The following is a 22,514-nucleotide window of genomic DNA, read 5'->3' on the forward strand; positions in this document are numbered from 1 at the left end:
GGTTACCCCTTCAGCTTAGCCTTGAGCAGATCGCCCAGGGTGCCCATCCCCTTGGGGGCTTCGGCCACGGTCTTCTTGTAGGCGTCCATGCTCTGGGCCTGTTCTTCTGCGGCGCGGCTCACCGAAGCCAGGGCCAGCGAGATCTTTTTCGCCTCGCGGTCCACCGCCTCGACCTTCACCTCGACCTCCTGACCTTCGGTCAGAACCTCTTTCGGGTGCTGGATGCGCTTGCCGGCCCCGAGCTTGGAGATGTGGATCAGGCCGTCCACGCCGCTTGCCAGGGTAACGAAGGCGCCAAAGGGGGTAAGCCTTGCCACCTTGCCGTTCTGGTAGGACCCTTCCGGGAAGGCGCTCGCCGCCTCTTCCCAGGGATCGGCCAGGGTATCTTTAAGCGAGAAGGAGATGCGGTTCTTCTCCCAGTCGATTCCTTTCACCACGACCTCTACTTCCTGGCCGACCGAGAGTACCTCGCTCACGTGGTTCACGCGCGCCCAGGCCACCTCGGAAACCGGCAGGAGCCCTTCGACGGCGCCGATGGAAACGAAAGCGCCGAAATCGCGCAGCGAGGTGACGGTACCCTTCACGCGGTCGCCGACCTTCAGCGTCTCTTTAAGCGCGTCTTTCTGCTGCTGCAGCTCTTCCTCGAGCAGCGCGCGGTGGGACAGGACGATGTTGCGCCCTTTCTCGGAGTACTCGGTGATCTTGAAGGACATCTGCTTGCCCACCAGGGCCGCGGTGTCCTCCACCCTTCTCAGGGCGATCTGGGAGAACGGGCAGAAGGCGCGGGAACCGGCGACCTTGACCTCGAAACCTCCCTTTACTTCCTTTTCGACCACGCCCTGGACCGGAATGCCGGCGGCGTAAGCCTCTTCGAGCTGCGCGTTCCCGGCGGAGTGGCTGCTGCCGGCGCCGAGCTTGGTGGTGAAACGCATCTCGTTGTTGCGCGAAGAGACGAACCAGGCGGTGACCTTGTCACCGACCTTGACGGTCAGGTTGCCCTCGGCGTCAAGGAGTTCCTTGATATCGAGGACCCCTTCGCCTTTGCGACCGGTGTCCAGAAAGACCCAGTCCTTGGCGATCTGCAGCACGGTCGCCTCGACCTTGGCGCCCGGCTCCAGCCGGCCCGCATCCTTCTGGCTCCGCTCGAACAGATCGGCAAAGCTCTCCTCTTCGGTTTCCATCTCTTCCCTGTGATCGTTATCCATTTAAGTACCTCTTCAGCGTAATTGTTGCGCTTTAGCACCCATGGAGCATACAGGGGACCCCGTACCCTTGTCAACTACTTGAGCCGCCGACAGACGATGTTTATGACAGAATTTGGAACGCAAAACACGGTGAACGTGGCCGACACGGGGACATCACTTCGCACGGCAGATAAAACTTTCTTTAAGTCGTGCGGCAAAGCTCCGATAGGTATTGCATTGGAACTAGATGCACCACAGGAGGACGCAACAATGGGCGTGCTGGTCTGCTACGACGACTTTACCTATGACGTGATCAACGATTATTTCCTGGACCACCTGCTGTCGACCGGCTGCATCATCGGTTTTGACCGCTCCGAGCACTGGGTGAAGAAAGAGGAAACCACCGCTGCCACCGCTTTGCAGCGCCGACATGCCTCGCCTTAGCTTGTAGTTATCACCACCGCCAGCGCTCCCAGCGCTCCCAGCGCTCCCTGCATCCCTGCATCCTGTCTCCCGAGCCCTGCGGCCACCAGCGCCCCGACCACGTCCCACATGTACCCCGCTCCCCTCACCTCTTCCCAAAAACCAGCCTGCCGTCCCACCTAAGCAATTCCAGTTGTGGTAACATCTCCGGGTGCTTTGCCATCTAAAGGGAACGGAGGCCCTATGAACGTACCAGCTGCACTGAAGCGGATCAGCGACACATTATGGGAACTGCCGATGAGCTACAAGGAAGGGATGCTGGTTCCCGCCAGGATCGTCGCCAGCGAGAAGCTGATCAACGAAATGGACGCCGGCGTGTTCGAGCAGGTAAGCAACGTCGCCACGCTCCCCGGCATCCAGCGCTACGCCTACTGCATGCCCGACGGGCACTGGGGCTACGGCTTCCCCATAGGCGGGGTCGCCGCCATGGATCCCCGCTCCGGCGTGATCTCTCCGGGCGGCATAGGTTTCGACATCAACTGCGGCATGCGGCTCGTGCTCACCAACCTGACCGCCGAGCAGGTCCAGCCCAAGCTGCACCAACTGGTCGATCGTCTCTTCGCCCGCATCCCCACCGGGGTCGGCTGCCACGGCTTCGTCAAGCTCAAGCAGGACGATTTCCGCACCGTGGTGCAGCAAGGGTCGCGCTGGTGCCTGAAAAACGGCTTCGCCACGCAGGAAGACCTGGACATGACCGAGGAAGGAGGCTGCTTCCCTGGGGCGGATGCCACCCACATCAGCGAGAAAGCGGTGGAGCGCGGCTACAACCAGTTGGGAACACTGGGGAGCGGCAACCACTACTGCGAGATCCAGGTGGTGCAGCCACAGAACATAATGGACCGCGAGCTCGCCGATGCCTTCGGCCTGACCACCGTCCCCAACCAGGTGGTGATCATGTTCCACTGCGGCAGCAGGGGGTTCGGACATCAGGTGGCCACGGACTATCTGAAGCTTTTCCTCTCAGTCATGGAGCGCAAGTACGGCATCAAGATCGTCGACAGGGAACTTGCCTGCGCTCCCTTCCACTCCCCCGAGGGGCAGGCCTACTTCAGCGCCATGAAGTGCGCCGTCAACATGGCCTTCGCCAACCGGCAGGTGATCCTGCACCGGATCCGCGAGGTATTCTCGGACGTCTTCCATGCCGCGCCGGATGAACTGGGCCTGCGTATGGTCTACGACGTCGCCCACAACACCGCCAAGCTGGAAAGGCACCTTATCAACGGCAGCCGGAAGGAACTGCTGGTCCACCGCAAGGGTTCCACCCGCGCCTTCGGCCCGGGGCTCCCCGGACTGCCGGAGTGCTACCGGAAGACGGGACAGCCGGTGATCATCGGGGGTAGCATGGAGACCGGCTCATACCTGCTGGCAGGCATGTCTACCGGGGGGGACGCCTGGTTTACCACGGCGCACGGCAGCGGCAGGACCATGAGCCGCCACGAGGCCAAGAAGAACTTTCGCGGCGACAAGCTGCAGCGCGAGATGGAACAGCGCGGCATCTACGTGCGCACCGACTCCTTCGGCGGCCTCGCGGAGGAGGCGGGTGCGGCCTACAAGAACATCGACGAGGTGGTGGAGGCGACCGAACTGGCCGGGCTGAGCAAGCGGGTGGCGCGCCTGGTGCCGATCGGGAATATAAAGGGGTAAGGAGGGGACGTCATGCCGTTTGAGTACCGCAGCGACATCGCCCATGCCGACGTCGCCTTCGACGCCTGGGCGCCGACATTGGAAGAGTTGTTCCGCGACGCGGCACGGGCCACCATGGAGGTGATGGTGGAGAACCTGGACCAGGTGCGCCCGGCGCAGACACTGGAGCTGAAGCTGGAGCAGGAAAACGAAGAGATGCTTCTGTTCGATTTTCTAAACGAGCTGATTTTCTACAAGGATGCCCGCAGGCTGATCCTGCTCCCGGCCGATATCGAGATCTCGCCCAGCGACGGCGGGCTCACCGTGCGGGCGACGCTGTCGGGAGAGGAGATCGCCCCGACACGCCACGAAATGAGGACCGATGTGAAGGCGGTTACCTTCCTGCGCTACAAGGTGGAGCAGGTGCCGCAAGGATGGCGGGCGACGGTGGTGCTGGACGTGTAGGTCGCCCGCCTCTCCTCGCCCGCCTCTCCTTTCACCCGGTCACCACCAGGTTGTTCACCACCTCGTTCACCCCCAGCACGTACCAGACATCGGATTCGGCGGCGCGCTTGTTGTTGGGGGTGGGCACAGCCCCCTCCAGGGTCACCACGCCCGCGTTGCTGCGAACCGTGATCTGCGCCGCGTTCACCAGCGGGTCCTTCTCCAGGACGATCCTGATCAGGTCCACCAGTTCATCCTCGTTCTCATCGGGGTCGGACCACACCTCGATGCCGTTGACCACGTCCCTGCTTCCCGGCACCCACCATGCCAGAACGCCGGCCAGCCGCTTGTGCGAGATACTCTCGACCCTGCCGTTGAGGATCACCACGCCATCGTCGACCTCGACCTCGAGGACCCGCTCCAGTCCCCGTTGCGCCGTGCCGCGCACCTCTTCCAGGTCCTGCTTCACAATCGCCTGGACGGCGTACTGCATGAAGGCCGGCTCGCTGACGAGTGCGTTGCAGACATGGTCGCGGATGGCGCCGTCCGCCATCTGCTCCGACGGCTCGACGCGCAGCCGGTCCACGATCCCGGTGACCGGCTGCGGCCTGGCGGCGATGTTAAGGGCAAGCTTCTTGGCAGCGATCCCCCCCACTTCGCCCGCAATGGTGATGACGCCGTCGGCGAAGCTCAACTCGATGGGATGGTCATGGAGGTTTACCCGCGCCTCCCGCTCGAGACCTGCCCGAATGGTTCCGATGACCTCTTCAGCTCTGATCATGGCACTCCCCCTTTTCCCATGTGAATAACGGCCACGCTGGATTAATAAACACCGAAACAACAAGGCTACATTGTAGCACGGGCAAGAGGGTTGTCGACGGCGCGGCGATGGCGAGTGGAGCTTTGGGCGTGAGTGGCGGGAGGTACAAGAGCGGCGGCAGGGGTGCTGCCGCCGCTCTTGTTACAGGATGCGGTTCAGGAAGGACTTTATGCGGTCGTGCTCCATCTGGTTGGCGAAGAAGTCCTCCGGGGTCCCCTGGGCCACGAAGGAGCCCTTCTCCATGAAGATGACCCGGTCCGCCATTTCCTTGGCAAAGCCCATCTGGTGGGTGACGATGATCATGGTCATCCCTTCCTTGCCGAGATCGCGGATGGTGTCGAAGACTTCGCCGATGAGTTCAGGATCCAGAGCCGAGGTGGGCTCGTCGAAGAGCATCAGCTTGGGGCGCATGGCAAGCGCCCGCGCGATGGCGACGCGCTGCTTCTGGCCGCCGGAGAGGGTGGCGGGGTAGACGTCGCGCTTGTCGGAGAGTCCGACCTTGGCCAGCATGTCCAACGCGATGTCGCGCGCCTCCTCAGAGCCCTTCTTCTGCACGGTGAGCGGCCCTTCCATCACGTTGCCGAGCACAGTCATATGAGGGAACAGGTTGAAGTGCTGGAACACCATGCCGATCTCGGAGCGCAGCGCGCAGATCTTGTGCGGCGCGTCCAGGTGCCGGCGCCCGTGCTTGTTGGCCACGTAGCCGATCTCGTTCCCCTCGAAGACGATGGTCCCCTCCTCGATCTCCTCGAGGAAGTTGATGGAGCGCAACAGCGTCGACTTCCCGGACCCCGACGGCCCGATGATGACCACGATCTCGCCGGGGCAGACATCGAGGTCCACTCCGTTCACGGCGGTGAGCGAGCCAAAGTGCTTGGTGATCCCCTTGAGGCTTAACAACGGTTGGTTAGCGGTTTTCATAGATGCCGGCCCGAACCTCGATCTTTTCGAAGACGAAGGTAAAGATGGTGGTGAACAGCAGGTAGATGAGCGCCGCCAGGATCAGCGCCGTCACGTTGAAGTAGGCGTTGAACATCTGGTCCGCGGAGCGCATCAGCTCGACCATGGCGATGGTGGAAACGAGCGCGGTGTCCTTGATGAGGGCGATAAACTCGTTGCCGATGGGGGGCATGAGCCGCTTGTAGGTCTGCGGGATGATCACCCGGCGCATCGCCTGCCAATAGCTCATGCCGATGGCCTTGGCCGCCTCCATCTGACCGTGCTCGATACTCTGGATGCCGCCGCGGATGATTTCGCCGAGGTAAGCGGAGTAGTTGAGCCCGAGGCCGAGGATGGCGGCGGTGAAGGGCTTGAAGGTGACCCCCAGGGACGGGAGGCCGTAGTAGATGAAGAAGAGCTGCAATAGCAGCGGCGTGCCGCGGAAGAGCCAGATGAAGAACCAGCACAGGCCCGACACCGGCTTGAAGGTGCTGATGCGCCCGAGCGCGATGAGGAGTCCGCCGATGGGCGAAATGAGGATGATGCACACCACCAGCGTGATGGTCATCACCGCGCCCTTCAACAGCTGCGGCAGGAAGCGGAGGCAGTCCTGGATGAAGACCTGGTAGCGCGGCGTTTGCTCCTGCTTGACCGAGGCGAGGAAGTTCAAGGCCTCGCTGTTGTCGGGGTAGACGGCCAGCACTTCCTTGGCGGCGGAGCTTGCCTGCTCCATGTCCTTCAGGGCGAATTGCAGCCTCGCGATCTGCATCCTGCTCCTGACGAAGGCGCCGCTTTCGTCACCCTTCTCGAACTCCACCTTCTTCAGCAGGGCGATGGCGGCGGGGAGATCCCCCTGCGCCATGGCGTCGTTGGCATCGGTGAAGAGCTGATCGTAATCCTTGGCGAAGCAGGCCGAAGCCAGGAGTAACAGCACGCAAGAAAAAAGCAGGATCGACCGTTTGGCGACCCTGCCGGTAAAAAATTTCATCGGCACACCTGATTGACTGTGGCAGTCCCCCTCCCCGCAAACGGGGAGGGGAAAGCGTTAACTATTTCCATTTCTTGGGGTTGGTGATGTCCTCGCCGAACCACTTCTTGGAGATCTTGGCCATGGTGCCGTCTTTGACCATCTTGTCGAGGGTCTTCTGGACGGCCTCGCGCAGCTCCACGTCTTCTTTGCGGAAGGCGACTCCGAACGGCTCCTTGGTGATGTTGCCCGGGAGGATGCGGAACTTGCCGGGGCGCTTGGCGATGAAATCGCGGCCGGTGGCGTCGTCGATGATGACGGTGTCGAGACGGTTGGACTCGAGGTCCAGCAGCGCCTTCGGGTTGTCCTCGTACTCACGCACCTCGGCGGGGGCTGCCGGGAGTTTCTTGACTGCCTCGACGGCGGAGGAACCTTTCTGCACGCCTACCTTGGCCCCTTTCAGGTCGGTAAGCTTTTTGAGCTTCTTATCGGCGAAACGGACCACCGCGACCTGACCGTCCATCTTGTACGGCTTGGTGAAGGCGACTTCCTTCTTGCGCTCTTCGGTGATGGTCATGCCGTTCCAGATGCAGTCGAACTTCTTGGAGTTCAGAGCGTGGATGACGCCGTCCCATGCGGTCGGCTGCCAGTTGATCTTGATGCCCAGACGCTTGCCCACTTCTTCGGCGGCATCGATGTCGAAGCCTACCAGCTGCCCCTTGTCGTTGCGGTAACCCATCGGGGGAAAGGCGTCATCGAGGCCGATGGTGAGAGCACCCTGGCTTTTGACCCTTTTGAAGGAACCGTCGCCGGCGAAGGCAGAGACGGCACAGGCAAGGACGAGCAGAGACGACAGGATAACCCAAATCTTTTTCACGTTTACGCTCCTTTTCTACGCTATGGTCGGTGATGGTGAAGCTTAGAAAGATTTGATGTAAACAAACAGGCGTTTGGACCGGCGGATTATTGCAGAATATCGTGGAAGCGTCAAGAAGATAACGGGACTGCGGCAACTTACAAAGGGAGTGAAACGAGGGGATCAAGTGGAGGCTGCGAGACACCTTGGGAGGACCCGGCAGCGGTACCGTATACCATGTTGCCGCAATTTTTCCAAATCAGTATAATCCGAGTGATTAGGCAACTTGTCTGAAAGAGAAGGCGACGAGGCTAAGCAACATGTGTAAAAAGATATTCATAGCTGCCACCGGCCAGCACTGCGGCAAGACCACCATCAGCCTGTCGCTGCTGCACCTTGCCAAGCAGAGATACGCCCGTGTGGGCTTCATAAAACCGATCGGCCCCAAGGTCTTCAAGCTCGATGGCGTCGAGATGGACATGGACGCGGCCCTCATCGCGTCCATCTACGGCATGGAGGCGGACCGCAAACTGATGTCCCCGGTTGTGGTCGGGAAGGGGTACACCAAGAGGTACCTCTCCGGCGAGATTGCACCGGAGGCCCCGCTGGAGGCCATCAAACAGGCATGCAGCGAACTGGAAGCCAAGAACGATTTCCTCATCATCGAGGGGTCCGGTCATGGCGGGGTCGGCTCGGTGGTCGGCATCAACAACGCCCAGATCGCGCGTACCCTGGATGCACCGGTTCTCATGGTCGCCGCAGGGGGCATCGGCTGCGTCATCGACTCGGTCCAGTTGAACCTTTCCCTGTTCCAGCAACAGGGTGCCGAGGTGAAGCTGATCCTGGTCAACAAGCTCCTCGCCGAGAAGCGTGAAGAGACCCTGGGCTATCTCAAGACGTTCTTCGAAAGCCGCCAGCAGAAGGTGGCGGGCGCCTTCGATTACTCCCCTACCCTGGCCAACCCCACCCTGCTCGACCTCTCCAAGCTCTTGAAGCTGCCGCTGCAGGGAGACCAGGAAGGCAAGGACCGGATCATCAATCACATCCAGCTCGGGGCCGCATCTTCCCAGCGGGTCATCGACACCCTGCAGGACTCCACACTGTTGATCACTACGAGTTCCAGGGACGAGCTCATCGTTACCGCATCGGCCCTGTACAACATCCCGGCCTACCGGCGCAAGCTGGCCGGCGTGGTGATACCCGGGTCGGCGCCGGTCTCCGCGATCACGCAGAGGATACTGGACGACAGCAACATCCCCTACCTGCGCACCTCGCAGAACACCGCCGAGACCTTCATCACCCTCACCGAGCATGTCTCGAAGATCACGGCTGATGACAAGGAAAAGATCGACCTGATCAAATCCACGGCCGAGAGCGTCTTCGACTTCGACGTCATCGATGCCATGAGCCGCTGAAACTGGCCACGAAGAGCTGCCCTCCCTTTCTGCACACGGGGGCTTTAGCCAACCTAGCCACAGCATCAGAAAACACTTTTAAACAGAAAGAGCCGGAGAGGACGCATCCTCTCCGGCTCATTTGCTTTTCTTTTTGCCTTCCGGCTTTATCCCAGCCGCTGCACCAGTGCGTCATAGATCCCGTAGGGAGTCGACTCCACTACCTGCACCTCCGCCCCAAGCTGTTGTCCCACGTCATCCAGGGTCAGGTTGTCCAGGAACACCCCCTCCCCCTCTTTCAACATCACGTCAGGCACGAGCACCAGTTCTCCCAGCTCAATCCCCTGCAGGGCGGCAACGACGTCGGCTCCGCAGACCAGGCCGGTAACGGTGACAGTGGGACCGAACAACCTGTTGCGCACCGCCACCGGTTGCATGGCGACCCCGGTCGCCCCGGAGAGCCGTTCTAGGAACTCAGCGAGGTAACGGTAGGGAGATTCGCCGGTAACGACGGTCAGTTTGCCCGGCTTCAATGCCTCGGCCTCCTCGAGCACTTGTTCCGCCTCGGAGAGAAACAGCGGAATCATCCCGACACCGTTCTCCAACTGGGGCAGGTCGCCGTAATCGTCAAGTTCGGGAAACGGCAGATCCCCCTTGATGTAGAACTCGTCCGCCAGAAACAGGAAGGGTGCGCCCAGGCGCTCTTCCAGCAGCCGGGACTCCGGGTACCACTTCTCGACGAATGCCACGGCGAACTCCTTGGTCACCGGGGCAAGTGCCGGGAGATTCTGCCTGTGCTCGGTCAACCCCACCGGAACCACCGCCAGGGAGGCCACCCACGGGTACAGGGCTGCCAAGTCCTGCACCGTCCTGGCGAAGGCGTCCCCGTCGTTCCAGCCCGGGCAGAGCACGACCTGGGTGTGCATGGTGATGCGCGCCTCGGCCAGTTCCCGCATCACGTCCAGAATCGGGAGGATGCCGTTTTTGCCCAAAAGCTTTTCGCGCAGCCCCGCGTCGGTCGCGTGCACGGAGATGTAGAGCGGGGAGAGCCGCTGCTCCTTGATGCGGTCCAGCTCGGCGCGGCCGATATTGGCCATGGTTACGTAGTTGCCGTAGAGAAAGGAGAGGCGGTAATCCTCGTCCTTGACGTAAAGGGGACCGCGCAGTCCTCGGGGCAGCTGGTGCACGAAGCAGAACACGCAGTTGTTGCCGCAGCGAGCCGGCGCCGGCGCCTGGAAGGAGATACCCAGCGGCTCCCCCTCTTCGCGCTCCACCTCGAGGCCCCAGAGCTCCCCGTCGGCCTTTTCGACTTCCAGCTCCAGTTCATCGTCGGATGCAAAATAGTTGTAATCGATGACGTCGCGCAAAGGGTGCCCGTTCACCGACAGCAGCCGGTCCCCCGGCTCGAGTTCCAGTTCGTCGGCGATGCTTCCGGGCATCACCTTATCGATAGTCAGACCTGACATGAAATCCCTCCTGGTGCGCGCGCCCAGCAGCGGTAGGTGGAAATTTTCCGGCTGCGGGATCAGCAGTCGCAGGATGCCCCGAGAGGCAGCCGGCGTGAGAGCGGCGGCGCGCAGACTTTAATGATAGGTGGAGAAGGAGGAATTTGGCAACAGATAAAAAAACGAGCCGGCCCTTTGAGCCGGCTGGGAGGAGTTACTGTCGTGACGATGCGGTTTCACCGGATAGCGTCAGCTGGTCCGGACGACTGCGACTGCACAAGCGGTGAAGCTACTGGTGCAGTCGGAAAACGCCATCCACGGAAGTGATGCTGCAGATCGCGTGCTTATAGATGAGGATATCGCCGTGAACTTCCATCAGTACCGAGAAGTTATCGAACGATTTGATATGCCCTTCCAGTTTTTCACCGGACATGAGCTGCACCAAGACCTTCACACGTTCCTTGCGAGACTGGTTGAGGTACTGGTCCTGGATGTTAAAAGGCGTTTTAGGCATGATTCCGCTCCTTTACCCAAAAAATTCAATCACATGACCAAGGATACTAGCAAATGCTGCGGGATATTCAAGCCAATAAATATCATTTTCCCTGCCAAACCATGTCATCTGTCGCTTGGCATAACGGCGGCTGTCGCGCTTGATCAGCGTAACTGCCTCATCCAGCGTCATTTCGCCAGCCAGATAGGCCGTCATTTCCTTGTACCCGATGGAACGCATTGACTTCAATTCGCGGCTGTAACCCTGGTCCAGGAGTCCCAGCACCTCTTCCTCCAGCCCTTCTGCCAGCATCCGTTCCACCCGTGCATCGATGCGCCGGTAAAGTTCAGCCCGCTCCACACTGATCGCCAGCTTCAAGGCACGGTAGTGATCGCCTGAAAATCCGTGCTCGGCCCGGAAGGCGGAGATGGGGCGGCCGGTCTGGGTGTAGACCTCGAGGGCGCGTACCAGGCGCACGCGATCGTTTGGGTGCAGTCTCGCCGCGGTCTCGGGGTCGACGTCCGCCAGACGCCGCAGCAATTCCTCTCCGGGGACATCGTCGAACTGGCGGCGCAGTTCCGGGTCCCCTGTCGGGGAGTCGAGCAGCCCCTCCAAAAGGGCGCGCAGGTACAGCCCGGTACCGCCGACGACGATCGCCTTTTTCCCGCGCCGGTCGATGTCCTCGATGGCAGCTGCGGCCTCCCGCCTGAAATCCGAGGCGGTAAAATCCTGCTCCGGCGACACGATATCGATCAGGTGGTGCGGCACGCGGGCCAGTTCTTCCGGTGAGGGCTTGGCAGTTCCGATGTCGAGACCGCGATAGATCTGCATCGAGTCCGCGTTGACGATCTCCCCGTCGATCCGCTCTGCCAACCTCAAGGCAAGATCACTCTTTCCGGACCCGGTCGGTCCGCCAACCACCAGCAGCTTTGTCTTCTCTTGCGTCATGAGTTCCCGTCTAACTGTGGCAGTGTGATCGGCTGCCGTACCTGGTTCTACACCCGCTTGAACATCTTCTCCACCTCGGCCAGGGTGAGGGTCTGCATCACCGGCCTGCCGTGCGGGCAGTTGCTGGAGAAATCCGTTACGTCCATCTGTTTGAACAGAGCCGAAATCTCCGGGGCCGTCAGCGTCCGTCGCCCGCGGACAACGCTGTGGCAGGCAATGCGCGCGAGAAGATCCTCCTGGATATCGGTGAAGGTCCGGCTGCGGCTCAAGCTGGAGAGTTCCTCGAGGATGTCGCGGATGGTGCGCAGGTAATCAGTGCCGGACAGAAGCTGCGGTACACCGTTCAGAAGCCAAGTGTTGCCTCCGAACTCCTCGAAGGAGAAGCCCAGGCGGCGCAGCTCCTCGAGGTTCTCCCTGAGCACCGCCGACTCCCGGAAGGAGAGTTCCAGCGTTTCCGGGAAAAGCAGCCCCTGGCTATCCACCTCTTTACCGGCGAACTCCGCTTTCAGCTTTTCGAAAGCCACCCGCTCGTGCGCCGCGTGCTGATCGATCAGCACCAGGTCCGTGCCCCGCTGGCACAGGATGTAAGAGGCGTTGAACTGGCCGATCACCGCCAGCGACGAGAAATAACCAGGCGTCGCGCTCTCCTTGTGACAAACGGGCACGGGCTCTTCGGTGCAAAGGTGGGCGGCAGGCTCCTGGCTACGAGGCGGGGATGCAGGCTCCTCGGCCTCCCGCGTCGGCGCCTCGAAGTGGTAATGGGGGCGCAGCGCCGGCTGGGGCTTAGGCTGATATCCCACCAGCAGTTCGCGGATCTCGGCCACTTTCGCCTCGCTCACCGACGGGAGAGCCGGCTCTGCGGCAAGCACCGGTTCCTGCACGGCTTTAGCCGCCGCGGCAGAAAGTGACATCACCTGAGGCGTGCCCTCCATGGGTGCACCAGCCGGAGAGGGAACGGGACGCTCAGGCGGGGTGACGGTGCCGGTAGCAACTCCAGTTACGCCGCCGGCATGCACCACCGATGCAGTCGAAGCAGTTGGAGCTGGCACCGTTGGCCGCTTCAGCCAGGGGGTCTGCTTCAACACGCTTTCCACCGCGTACTGGATGGCGTCGTGCACCTTCCCTTGTTCGCGGAACCTCACCTCGTGCTTGGTTGGATGCACGTTCACATCTACTTCGCCCGGGGCGATGTCGATGAACACCGCGACCACGGGATAACGGCCACGCTCCAGGAAGTTCCGGTAGGCCTGTAGGATGGCGTGCTGCACCACCTTGTCCTTGATGAAGCGGCCATTTATGTAGGTGTACAGGTGGCTCGCGGCGCTGCGGCTGCATTCAGGCGCCGCCACCAGGCCGGTCACCAGTACGCCTCCCGGCACCTCGTACGACACCGGATAGAGGAAGGAAGCGATCGACCGCCCCAACAGGGTCGCCACCCGCTCCTTCAGGTCCGCATCGAGGGCGCGGAACACCGTCTTCCCATCATTTTTGTAGGTGAAACGGACATCGGGGCGGGAAATGGCAAGCCGGGTCAGCAGTTCTCCCACATGCCCCCCCTCGGTCTCCGCGCTTTTCATGAACTTAAGCCGCGCCGGCGTGTTGAAGAAGAGGTTGCGCACGGCGATCACCGTCCCGGGAGCCATACCGCATTCCTTGACCTCCTTTATGCGCCCCCCCTCGACATAGATCTCCGTCCCCTCCAGGCTGTCGCTGGTGCGGGTGGAGATGGTGAGGCGGGAAACGGAAGCCACCGAGGGCAACGCCTCGCCGCGAAAGCCCAAGGTGGAGAGGGCGAAGAGGTCCTCGTCGCTGGCGATCTTGCTGGTGGCGTGACGCTCGAGAGCCAGGAGCGCGTCCTCGCGTGACATCCCGCTGCCGGAATCGGTGACCTTGATGAGCCGCCTGCCGCCGGACTCGATCTCGACCACGACCTCTTTCGAGCCCGCATCGAGTGCGTTCTCCACCAGTTCCTTGGCAACGGAGGCCGGTCGCTCCACCACCTCGCCGGCGGCGATCTTGTTGGTCAGGTTCTCGGGAAGTATTCGTATCTTGGTAGCCAATGTCATCCTCACGCTGCGGTAATCGAAGTCAGCAAGATACCTTAAGCGGCGCCCGTTTGTAAATCCAAGATTGGGAGCCACAGGCCGTCCCGCACACAAGCCCCTGCGCACATTGCGGGAGCGGGAAACGATGCTATAACGTGCAGAATGAAAATTTTCTCATTTTTAAAAAAATCCCTCTCTATCGCGGCAGTCATCTCCGGCTTGGCCATCACTGAACCAGCCGAGGCCCGCTCCTACCACCCAGCCACGACCTACCTCGTGAAGATAAACGGCCGGTTGTTCCGCCAACAAAACGCCGCCATCCGCCGGGCACCGGCCAGCCTCACCAAGATGATGACTGCCTTGGTGGTCCTGGAAAGGTGCGACCTTGACGATGTGGTCGTGGTCAGCCGCAGCGCGGCGCGGGAAACCGGCAGCAGAATCGGGCTGCGACGCGGAGAGAAGTTCCGGGTGCGCGACCTGCTGGCGGCGACGTTGATCGCGTCCGCCAACGACGCCTGCCGGGCCCTCGCCGAGCACGCCTGTGGCAATCAACGCGATTTCGTGATACAGATGAACGCGCGAGCCCGGGCCCTGGGTCTTGAGAACACCCATTTCGCCAATGCCTGCGGCCATGACAGCAAGGGGCTCTATTCCAGCGCTCAGGACTTGGCGCGCCTTGCCGAGAGGGCGATGCAACAACCTCACTTCGCGAAGATAGTGGGCCGCCCCAACATGCGCATAACTACACTCGACGGCAGGCGCAGTTATTATCTGAGGAACAAGAACAGGTTGATTGGAAAGTATCCCGGGGCGATCGGAGTAAAAACCGGGACCACACCCAACGCCGGACAATGTCTCGTCGCTCTGGCCGAGCGGGAGGACACAAGGGTCCTGCTGGTTATCATGCACTCGAGAAACAGGTGGGCGGCCGCACCGGCTCTGCTCGACGCCGCCTTCGCCGCCTCATCACCACGCAACACATTACCGAGAATCATAGAATCAGCGACACCAGCAAGGAGAGCGGATGAAGCATCACCGGAAGGAACTGTGGTTCCAGATCAAGAGTAGGCGCGGCTTTGTCAACATCACCCGTGATCTTCAAGCAGCACTGGACGAAAGCGGCATACGCGAGGGGCTGTTATTGTGCAACGCCATGCACATCACCGCCAGCGTCTTCATAAACGATGACGAGTCGGGGCTGCACCAGGACTTCGAAGAATGGCTGGAAGGACTGGCGCCCGAAAAACCTCACAACCGGTACCGCCACAACCATGGCGAGGACAACGGTGATGCGCACCTGAAAAGAACCATCATGGGCCGGGAAGTGGTCGTCGCGGTGACGGGTGGGAAGCTCGATCTGGGGCCTTGGGAGCAGGTGTTTTACGGTGAGTTCGACGGCATGCGCAGAAAGAGGGCTCTGGTAAAAATCATCGGTGAATAGTCACACAGGAATCAGGTCCGGGCGGCAGGAGAAGCACCGGATGAGCGACATAGTCAGACTGCCCGCAGCACTAAAACCGTGATATCGTCAGGCTGGGGATCGGGTTTGCCGGTCAGCGCCACAAGGGTGTCAGCCATCTCCTGGGCGCTTTTCTTTCCTGCAAGGTGGGACGCCAGTTTTTCGTGAGTGAGCTCCAGTTCCGGCCTGGCATCGACCAAACCATCACTGTACAGAACCATCACATCACCCTTCCTGAAGTGCACGTTCCCTTCCAGGTAGACCTCATCCCCTTGCACCCCCAAAGGGAGCCCCCGCGGGTTGAGGGTTTCTACTGCCCCGTTACCGCGCCTGACAAAGACATAGCCATGACCGCAGTCAACGAAGGAAAGAGTCCGCGCCGCGGAGTCCAACTGGGCGTGGAACAGGGTGACAAAGCTTTCCGAGTTCTCGAGGTCCTCGTTGAGCGCCTTTTCGGCCAAATGCACCGCCTGGGCCGGCCGGTTGTAAAGCGTCACCGCATGCAGCGCCGCCCTGACCGTTGCCATCAACATGGCAGCGGCCATCCCCTTTCCCATGACATCGCCGAGGGTCAGGTTGAAGAGCGTGGGCGACACTTGCTGCCAGTCATAGAAGTCGCCGCCAACCTGTTTGGCGGGAAGGCAGCGTGCTGCTATTTCGAAGCCTTCGATTTGCGGGTAAACCCGCGGCAGGAGCTTGGCCTGGATTTCCGCAGCATATACCAGTTCAAGTTGCAGCTGCATGCGGCGCAGCTCGCTCTCCCGTAAATCAGCCTCCGCCTTTTTTCGTTCGCTGGTGTCCCTGAAGATCGAGATGTTGCCGGTGACGTTGCCGAAGCGGTCCAGACGCTTCATCGCATAAAGCTCGCCGATGAAGACTTCGCCGCTTTTCCTGCGGAAGTGCAGTTCGACGAGTTTTCCCTTCACCCTGGTTTTGGCGTCGAACACCTCTTTGCCAGTGCTGTCGTAATCTTCATTCTTGGCATAGAGAATTCTGCTGCTCTTGCCGATCACTTCCTGCGACTCGTAGCCGAAAATGTCGTGTAAGGCAGGCTGGTTCACGTGGAGTATGGTTCGGTTGTGGTCGGCGACGACGATGACGTCTCGTATGCTGTTGAACAGGTTTCTGTAATCTTCGGCCCGCTTCTCGATTTCTGCGTGAGCCACTTCCAGGTCCCGCTCGGTTTGCCGCTGTTTCGCCCGCTCCTGCGCCTCGGTAAGCGCGCGCTGCACCGCGGGAACCAGTCGAGACAGGCGGCTCTTCAGGACGTAGTCCGTTGCACCACTTTTCAACGACTCGATGGCCGCTTCTTCGCCCAGTTTTCCCGAAACGAAAACGAAGGGCAGATCGGGCAGCTTCTGGCGCACCATCGACAAGGCCGTCATGCCATCAAAAGCAGGAAGCGCAAAATCAGCCAGGATCAGGTCCATCCCGCCGCGCTCAAGAGCGACACTGAACTCGTCCCGCCTCGACACCACCTGGACTTCGCAGTCGAGCCCCTCTGAGGTGAGTGTCAGCAGAACCAGCTCCGCATCCATTGGATCATCTTCAAGGTGCAGTATTCGCAGACGCTCCTGTTTCATTGGTTATGGCCCTTATGAGGTAACGGAGGCGGCTCGTTGATGATGGCCCAGAAGGCGCCGACCTCCTTCACTGCTGTGATGAACTCCGAAAAGTTCACCGGCTTTACCACGTATGCGTTGACTCCCAAACGGTAGCTGTCCACGACATCCCTCTCCTCCCGTGACGAGGTCAGAACCACTACCGGTATGCATTTGAGCTTATCATCCCCTTTAAGGATGCTGAGCACCTCCAGACCGTCCACTTTCGGCAGTTTCAGGTCCAAAAGAATGACCGCCAGGTTGAGCGGCGCCTCACCGGCATATGACCCACGCCTGTAAAGATAATCGAGGGCTTCTGCACCGTCTCTGACAACATCGACCCCGTTGGCCAGATTATGCTCAGCCAGGGCCTCCAAGGTGAGTTCCGCATCATTGGCGTTGTCCTCAACCAACAGTATCCGCTTTAGTTTTAACATCGCCATATCCCCTTACGCCCTCCAGGACAAATCACAGTAAAAGGACCGTTGGACACACAGATTTTACCACGTCTTTATCGCGATACACCAACAGCGTTAACCTGCCAGATGAACTGTGGGGCACCGCATTCAACTACCAACACTGGCCCGAATTCAGCTGCACGGATACTCTTGTAGAGCATAGCCACTCCCCCACAGGCAGTTGGACCAAGACTTCTCCCACCGTGAATGGCGAAAACAGACGCTTTCGAAGCAAGGTTCAGTTTTTCTGCTATATATCTTAACAGTAAGGTTACATCACATTATGACTTAAAGGAGAAGCAATGAAAGCTGCCATAGTTGTCGCATTAGCAGTGACCGCACTTTCCATCGGGGTGCTCCAGGCTGCACAGGAAGCGCCTAAACCTGCGCCCACATCCGGGACCAATCTTGGCAGTGTTACAGGTGGCATGTTTAAGGAAGCGCACCTGGTTATCGACAACAAATGTGTAACGTGCCATAGCGCTGAGCGCATCGAAAGCGCCATCGCCGCCGGCAAGGACATGCAAAAAATCCAGCACCGGATGGAACTCAAGGGAGTAAAGCTGACAGCGGACGAACAGTCCGTTTTGGGCATCTTCTACAAGCAAAGCCCGCTGAAACCCAAGAAGTAGTCGATGGCAACCTGGTCCGGGGGCTTACCAGCCCCCTTTGCTATCGATTGGTCCAGGTTATTTCTACCGGGTACCCCTTATTCTCGTAATAGGCACGGATGACCTTCCCCATATCGATTTCTTGCAGCAGTCCCAGGTCTGCCAACATGTGTAATACCTCTCCCACTGTCACAGGTTCTCTCCCGTGACAGTGGAACTCAATGAATACCCTCCCCTCCTTGATACCCACCTTCACAGGCTCATCAATAATCCGTACCTGCATGCCTTTGTGAGCTTTGACGAATAGCGAGGCAATGTCCTTCGGATACAGGCGCAAGCAACCATGACTCGATCGTCTGCCAATCCCCCAGGGGCGGTTCGTTCCATGTATGAGCATGTCTTGGCGAGACAGACGCAGGGCATGTCGCCCAAGGGGGTTGCGTACTCCAGGTGCGACCACAGCAGAAAGCTCGGGTCGCTGTCGACGTATCGATGCTGGGACATGCCAGCTAGGGTCGAGAATTTTTTCTACGATGACAAAGTTGCCCACCGGAGTTTCGGCCCCTTCATCGCCTATGCCTATGGGATAGGACTCGATGGCGGAGGAATTGGACTGGGGGAAATAGAAAAGACGTAACTCAGCCAAGTTCACCACAATCGAAGGTCGATCTGAAACTGCAGGGGGAATCCAAGCCGAAGGTATGGTAACAACGGTACCGGGTTTAGGGAGAACTGGATCGACCCCAGGGTTGGCATCTCGTATCTCGTTGTAGCCGAGATCGAATCTCCGGGCGATTTCGATGAGAGATTCCCTTTGCAGTACCACGTACCGACGCAGTTCTCCAATATACCCGCCGGGGTAGAGGGATCGACCCGGGGCAGCCGACTGATCTGCAAACGCGGGAGAAGTTAGCAGTACAAAGGTCGCTGCTAGAGCGCAGTGGACGAGAGCCCGGTTGCCTCGAGTGCAGTCGATGACCATTGGGGAGCTATTTTTTCTGTCCCAGCTCGAACATCTTTTCAGCTCTTTCCGCAGCCTGCGCGGCGGATGTCGCAGCGGCCTCAGCTCTTTGCGCGCTGTCGGCGGCCTTGGCAGTAGCGTCATCCAACATAGCCTTGTTGGCTAGTTGTGCCTGAGAGACTTGACTCTCCAGGGTTGCCAGCCTGCTCTCAAAAGAGTTCACCCGCTGTTCGAGTGCGGCGTTCTTCGATTCCAAGACATCGACTCTACAGGAGACAGGGGCGATCTGCTTGTTGACGTAGCCTTTGGTGGCACAACCAGACACCAGGAAGGGGAGAGAACAAACGACAAGGAAGGAGAATCTCAAGATGAACCTCCACGTCTAAATGTTAACACCGACCAATTTTATCCAGCTTGTCGAGATTTGCAACGTAATGGGCAGGACGAGCGAAGGAAAAAGAGAAACGCGGCGAAGCTATCGCAGCATCAGTCTCTGAACGCGAAAAAGCCCCGTCTGGAATCAGACGGGGCTTTCTCTATTAAATTCCCTGCGGCGACCTACTCTCCCACATCGTTTCCAATGCAGTACCATCGGCCCAGAGAGGCTTAACTTCCGTGTTCGGGATGGGAACGGGTGTGACCCTCTCGGCATTGCCACAGAGAAACTCTCCGCTTGGGCCTGAGCCCGCGCAATATGTTTCTCACAATCGCATTTCGTGTCTGTAGGATTTTTGGCAGTATATGATCGGGGGGTGGAGGTCCACCCCCCTCTCTAAGAATTTTTTATGGTCAAGCCTCACGGCCGATTAGTACCGGTAAGCTGAACGCATTACTGCGCTTACACACCCGGCCTATCAACGTTGTGGTCTACAACGGGCCTTCAGGGGATTGCTCCCGGGGATACCTAATCTTGAAGGAGGCTTCCCGCTTAGATGCTTTCAGCGGTTATCCTTTCCGTACATAGCTACCCAGCGACTGCTCCTGGCGGAACAACTGGAACACCAGAGGTACGTTCAACCCGGTCCTCTCGTACTAAGGTCAACTCTTCTCAAGTATCCTACGCCCACGGTAGATAGGGACCAAACTGTCTCACGACGTTTTAAACCCAGCTCGCGTACCGCTTTAATTGGCGAACAGCCAAACCCTTGGGACCTACTTCAGCCCCAGGATGCGATGAGCCGACATCGAGGTGCCAAACCTCCCCGTCGATGTGAACTCTTGGGGGAGATCAGCCTGTTATCCCCGGCGTACCTTTTATCCGTTGAGCGACGGCCCTTCCATACAGAACCGCCGGATCACTAAGACCTACTTTCGTACCTGCTCGACTTGTTGGTCTCGCAGTCAAGCTCCCTTATGCCTTTACACTCTACGGCTGGTTTCCAATCAGCCTGAGGGAACCTTCGCGCGCCTCCGTTACTCTTTGGGAGGCGACCGCCCCAGTCAAACTACCCATCAGACAGTGTCCCCGATCCGGATGACGGACCTGGGTTAGACATCCAAACAAACCAGGGTGGTATTTCAAGGATGGCTCCACCGAGACTGGCGTCCCAGCTTCAAAGCCTCCCACCTATCCTACACAAGCTTATTCGAATGTCACTGTCAAACTGTAGTAAAGGTGCACGGGGTCTTTCCGTCTTACCGCGGGTACTCGGCATCTTCACCGAGAATTCAATTTCGCTGAGCCACTGGTTGAGACAGCGCGGAAATCGTTACGCCATTCGTGCAGGTCGGAACTTACCCGACAAGGAATTTCGCTACCTTAGGACCGTTATAGTTACGGCCGCCGTTTACCGGGGCTTCGGTTCAAAGCTTCACCTTGCGGCTAACAAATCCCCTTAACCTTCCGGCACCGGGCAGGCGTCAGACCCTATACGTCGTCTTGCGACTTTGCAGAGTCCTATGTTTTTAGTAAACAGTCGCTACCGCCATTTCTCTGCGACCCTCTTCAGCTGTGCGAGCGAATCGCCTTCACCAAAAAGGGCATACCTTCTCCCGAAGTTACGGTATCATTTTGCCGAGTTCCTTAACCAGTGTTCTCTCAAGCACCTTAGGACATTTATCCTCACCCACCTGAGTCGGTTTACGGTACGGTCACCTGCTGTCTGAAGCTTAGAGGCTTTTCTTGGAAGCATGGGATCGACGACTTTGCGGGGATACCCCCTCGTCATCAGTTCTCAGCGTTGAATGGAAGAAGGGATTTGCCTCCTCTTCCCGCCTACAACCTTAAACCTGGACAACCAGCGCCAGGATCGTCTACCCTTCTCCGTCCCCCCATCGCAACAACAGGTGGTACAGGAATATTAACCTGTTTCCCATCAACTACGCCTTTCGGCCTCGCCTTAGGGACCGACTAACCCTACGCAGATTACCTTTACGTAGGAAACCTTGGGTTTTCGGTGACAAGGTTTCTCACCTTGTTTTTCGCTACTCATGTCAGCATAATCTCTTGTGATACCTCCAGCCGTCCTCACGGTCGACCTTCGCAGGCTTACACAATGCTCCCCTACCACTTGATCCTTAAGGATCAAATCCGCAGCTTCGGTACTATGCTTAGCCCCGTTACATTTTCCGCGCAGACCCACTCGACCAGTGAGCTATTACGCTTTCTTTAAAGGGTGGCTGCTTCTAAGCCAACCTCCTGGTTGTCTGGGCATTTCCACATCGTTTTCCACTTAGCATAGATTTTGGGACCTTAGCTGGCGGTCTGGGCTCTTTCCCTTTTGACTACGGATCTTATCACCCGCAGTCTGACTCCCACAATAACAGTTAGCGGTATTCGGAGTTTGGTTAGGTTTGGTAACCTGGTGAGGCCCCTAGCCCATCCAGTGCTCTACCCCCGCTACTTACTTTGTGAGGCTATACCTAAATATATTTCGGGGAGAACCAGCTATCTCCGAGTTTGATTAGCCTTTCACTCCTATCCACACCTCATCCCCTGGCTTTTCAACGCCAGTGGGTTCGGGCCTCCACGAAGTGTTACCTTCCTTTCACCCTGGACATGGATAGATCACCCGGTTTCGGGTCTACCCCCAGCAACTAATTCGCCCTATTAAGACTCGCTTTCGCTGCGGCTCCGTTCTATGAACTTAACCTCGCTGCTGAGGGTAACTCGCTGACTCATTATGCAAAAGGCACGCGGTCACACTGGATTGCTCCATAGTGCTCCCACTGCTTGTAGGCATACGGTTTCAGGTTCTATTTCACCCTCCTCATTGGAGTACTTTTCACCTTTCCCTCACGGTACTGGTTCACTATCGGTCAGAGAGTAGTATTTAGCCTTGGGAGATGGTCCTCCCGGATTCCCACGAGGTTTCACGTGCCTCGCAGTACTCGGGGACACCCTAGGGTGAGTCATGGTTTCGGATAAGGGGCTATCACCCACTATGGCCGGCCTTTCCAGACCGTTCTCCTACCAATCATCAATCCCACGTCGGGGCCCCACAACCCCGGATCCATCGAAATGGAGCCGGTTTGGGCTGTTCCGCTTTCGCTCGCCGCTACTGACGGAATCACTATTGTTTTCTTTTCCTGAGGGTACTTAGATGTTTCAGTTCCCCTCGTTCGCCACGTAGAGCTATGAATTCACTCTACGTTACTGGAGCATTACCTCCAGTAGGTTTCCCCATTCGGAAATCTCCGGGTCAAAGCCTGTTTAGCGGCTCACCGAAGCTTATCGCAGCTTACCACGTCCTTCATCGCCTCTCTCTGCCTAGGCATCCACCGTACGCCCTTAGTAGCTTGACCATAAAAAAACTGTAAATGATCTCACTGCCGTGCATACTA

21 protein-coding genes and 2 rRNA genes are annotated in these 22,514 nt (G+C 58.8%); 7 read left to right on the plus strand and 16 right to left on the minus strand.

All coding sequences use genetic code 11. The annotated features are described in order from the left end of the window. Positions 1-2: 2 nt before the first annotated feature. Positions 3-1,205 (minus strand): 30S ribosomal protein S1, encoded by a 1,203-nt coding sequence (rpsA, locus tag KP004_RS15280; RefSeq protein ID WP_216799346.1) that lies wholly within the window; start codon positions 1,203-1,205, stop codon positions 3-5. Between the two features lie 102 nt (positions 1,206-1,307). On the opposite strand from rpsA, the gene KP004_RS15285 reads away from it, so the two are divergent. Continuing rightward, positions 1,308-1,628, plus strand: coding sequence for a GSU3473 family protein (locus tag KP004_RS15285; protein WP_216802750.1), 321 nt, complete (start codon positions 1,308-1,310; stop codon positions 1,626-1,628). Here KP004_RS15285 and KP004_RS15290 read toward each other — a convergent pair. Beyond that, entirely contained in the window at positions 1,625-1,786 is a 162-nt protein-coding gene (locus tag KP004_RS15290) for a hypothetical protein (protein WP_216799347.1), read from the minus strand. The two genes, KP004_RS15285 and KP004_RS15290, sit on opposite strands and share 4 nt — an antisense overlap. Before the next feature lie 64 nt (positions 1,787-1,850). Between KP004_RS15290 and KP004_RS15295 the strand changes: the two genes are divergently transcribed. Both KP004_RS15295 and KP004_RS15300 read left to right on the plus strand, forming a co-directional pair. Beyond that, entirely contained in the window at positions 1,851-3,311 is a 1,461-nt protein-coding gene (locus KP004_RS15295; RefSeq protein WP_216799348.1) for an RtcB family protein, read from the plus strand. A 12-nt stretch (positions 3,312-3,323) separates the two neighbouring features. Beyond that, entirely contained in the window at positions 3,324-3,755 is a 432-nt protein-coding gene (locus KP004_RS15300; RefSeq protein WP_216799349.1) for an archease, read from the plus strand. Between the two features lie 31 nt (positions 3,756-3,786). Here the strand turns inward: KP004_RS15300 and KP004_RS15305 are convergent, their stop codons facing one another. From KP004_RS15305 to KP004_RS15320, 4 genes are all read right to left on the minus strand, one after another. Then, positions 3,787-4,515 (minus strand): BON domain-containing protein, encoded by a 729-nt coding sequence (locus tag KP004_RS15305; RefSeq protein ID WP_216799350.1) that lies wholly within the window; start codon positions 4,513-4,515, stop codon positions 3,787-3,789. 180 nt (positions 4,516-4,695) lie between these two features. After that, positions 4,696-5,475: an amino acid ABC transporter ATP-binding protein gene (locus KP004_RS15310; RefSeq protein WP_275423140.1), complete on the minus strand. Its 780-nt coding sequence runs from the start codon at positions 5,473-5,475 to the stop codon at positions 4,696-4,698. After that, entirely contained in the window at positions 5,462-6,481 is a 1,020-nt protein-coding gene (locus tag KP004_RS15315; protein WP_216799351.1) for an ABC transporter permease subunit, read from the minus strand. The genes KP004_RS15310 and KP004_RS15315 overlap by 14 nt, the downstream gene beginning before the upstream one ends. Positions 6,482-6,542: 61 nt before the next feature. Further along, entirely contained in the window at positions 6,543-7,337 is a 795-nt protein-coding gene (locus tag KP004_RS15320; RefSeq protein ID WP_216799352.1) for an amino acid ABC transporter substrate-binding protein, read from the minus strand. Between the two features lie 299 nt (positions 7,338-7,636). Here KP004_RS15320 and KP004_RS15325 point away from each other — a divergent pair, with 299 nt between their 5' ends. Beyond that, the gene (locus tag KP004_RS15325) at positions 7,637-8,731 is read left to right on the plus strand and encodes an AAA family ATPase (RefSeq protein WP_216799353.1); all 1,095 of its coding nucleotides are present in this window, start codon (positions 7,637-7,639) and stop codon (positions 8,729-8,731) included. Between the two features lie 146 nt (positions 8,732-8,877). Here the strand turns inward: KP004_RS15325 and KP004_RS15330 are convergent, their stop codons facing one another. The 4 genes from KP004_RS15330 to mutL all read right to left on the minus strand — a co-directional run bounded on the left by KP004_RS15330 (position 8,878) and on the right by mutL (position 13,656). Beyond that, on the minus strand, positions 8,878-10,176 hold the full coding sequence (locus KP004_RS15330) for a DUF512 domain-containing protein (RefSeq protein ID WP_216799354.1): 1,299 nt from the start codon (positions 10,174-10,176) through the stop codon (positions 8,878-8,880). Positions 10,177-10,444: 268 nt separating this feature from the next. Then, entirely contained in the window at positions 10,445-10,669 is a 225-nt protein-coding gene (hfq, locus tag KP004_RS15335; protein ID WP_012529414.1) for an RNA chaperone Hfq, read from the minus strand. Positions 10,670-10,681: 12 nt separating this feature from the next. Beyond that, positions 10,682-11,596, minus strand: a complete 915-nt coding sequence (gene miaA / locus KP004_RS15340) for a tRNA (adenosine(37)-N6)-dimethylallyltransferase MiaA (RefSeq protein WP_216799355.1) — start codon at positions 11,594-11,596, stop codon at positions 10,682-10,684. A 47-nt stretch (positions 11,597-11,643) separates the two neighbouring features. Then, entirely contained in the window at positions 11,644-13,656 is a 2,013-nt protein-coding gene (gene mutL, locus KP004_RS15345) for a DNA mismatch repair endonuclease MutL (protein ID WP_216802650.1), read from the minus strand. Between the two features lie 147 nt (positions 13,657-13,803). Here mutL and KP004_RS15350 point away from each other — a divergent pair, with 147 nt between their 5' ends. Both KP004_RS15350 and KP004_RS15355 read left to right on the plus strand, forming a co-directional pair. Then, positions 13,804-14,709, plus strand: coding sequence for a D-alanyl-D-alanine carboxypeptidase family protein (locus KP004_RS15350; protein ID WP_216799356.1), 906 nt, complete (start codon positions 13,804-13,806; stop codon positions 14,707-14,709). Beyond that, complete coding sequence (locus KP004_RS15355) at positions 14,666-15,082, plus strand: secondary thiamine-phosphate synthase enzyme YjbQ (protein WP_216799357.1); 417 nt, start codon at positions 14,666-14,668, stop codon at positions 15,080-15,082. The genes KP004_RS15350 and KP004_RS15355 overlap by 44 nt, the downstream gene beginning before the upstream one ends. 53 nt (positions 15,083-15,135) lie before the next feature. Here the strand turns inward: KP004_RS15355 and KP004_RS15360 are convergent, their stop codons facing one another. Both KP004_RS15360 and KP004_RS15365 read right to left on the minus strand, forming a co-directional pair. Next, complete coding sequence (locus KP004_RS15360) at positions 15,136-16,683, minus strand: SpoIIE family protein phosphatase (protein WP_216799358.1); 1,548 nt, start codon at positions 16,681-16,683, stop codon at positions 15,136-15,138. Further along, complete coding sequence (locus KP004_RS15365) at positions 16,680-17,138, minus strand: response regulator (RefSeq protein WP_216799359.1); 459 nt, start codon at positions 17,136-17,138, stop codon at positions 16,680-16,682. The genes KP004_RS15360 and KP004_RS15365 overlap by 4 nt, the downstream gene beginning before the upstream one ends. Positions 17,139-17,461: 323 nt before the next feature. Here KP004_RS15365 and KP004_RS15370 point away from each other — a divergent pair, with 323 nt between their 5' ends. Then, positions 17,462-17,791 (plus strand): cytochrome C, encoded by a 330-nt coding sequence (locus KP004_RS15370; protein WP_216799360.1) that lies wholly within the window; start codon positions 17,462-17,464, stop codon positions 17,789-17,791. Between the two features lie 40 nt (positions 17,792-17,831). Here KP004_RS15370 and KP004_RS15375 read toward each other — a convergent pair whose 3' ends face one another. From KP004_RS15375 to KP004_RS15390, 4 genes are all read right to left on the minus strand, one after another. Then, positions 17,832-18,596 carry a L,D-transpeptidase family protein gene (locus tag KP004_RS15375; protein ID WP_239026832.1) on the minus strand — a complete coding sequence of 255 codons (765 nt, stop codon included), beginning with the start codon at positions 18,594-18,596 and terminating at the stop codon, positions 17,832-17,834. A gap of 163 nt (positions 18,597-18,759) precedes the next feature. Continuing rightward, positions 18,760-19,098, minus strand: a complete 339-nt coding sequence (locus tag KP004_RS15380; protein WP_216799362.1) for a hypothetical protein — start codon at positions 19,096-19,098, stop codon at positions 18,760-18,762. A gap of 178 nt (positions 19,099-19,276) precedes the next feature. Continuing rightward, positions 19,277-19,393, minus strand: a 5S ribosomal RNA gene (rrf, locus tag KP004_RS15385). A 123-nt stretch (positions 19,394-19,516) separates the two neighbouring features. Further along, a 23S ribosomal RNA gene (locus tag KP004_RS15390) occupies positions 19,517-22,475 on the minus strand. Positions 22,476-22,514: the final 39 nt, after the last annotated feature.

Origin of the sequence: Geomonas oryzisoli (assembly GCF_018986915.1) — a bacterium.
In the GTDB taxonomy this organism is placed as follows: Bacteria; Desulfobacterota; Desulfuromonadia; order Geobacterales; family Geobacteraceae; genus Geomonas; species Geomonas oryzisoli.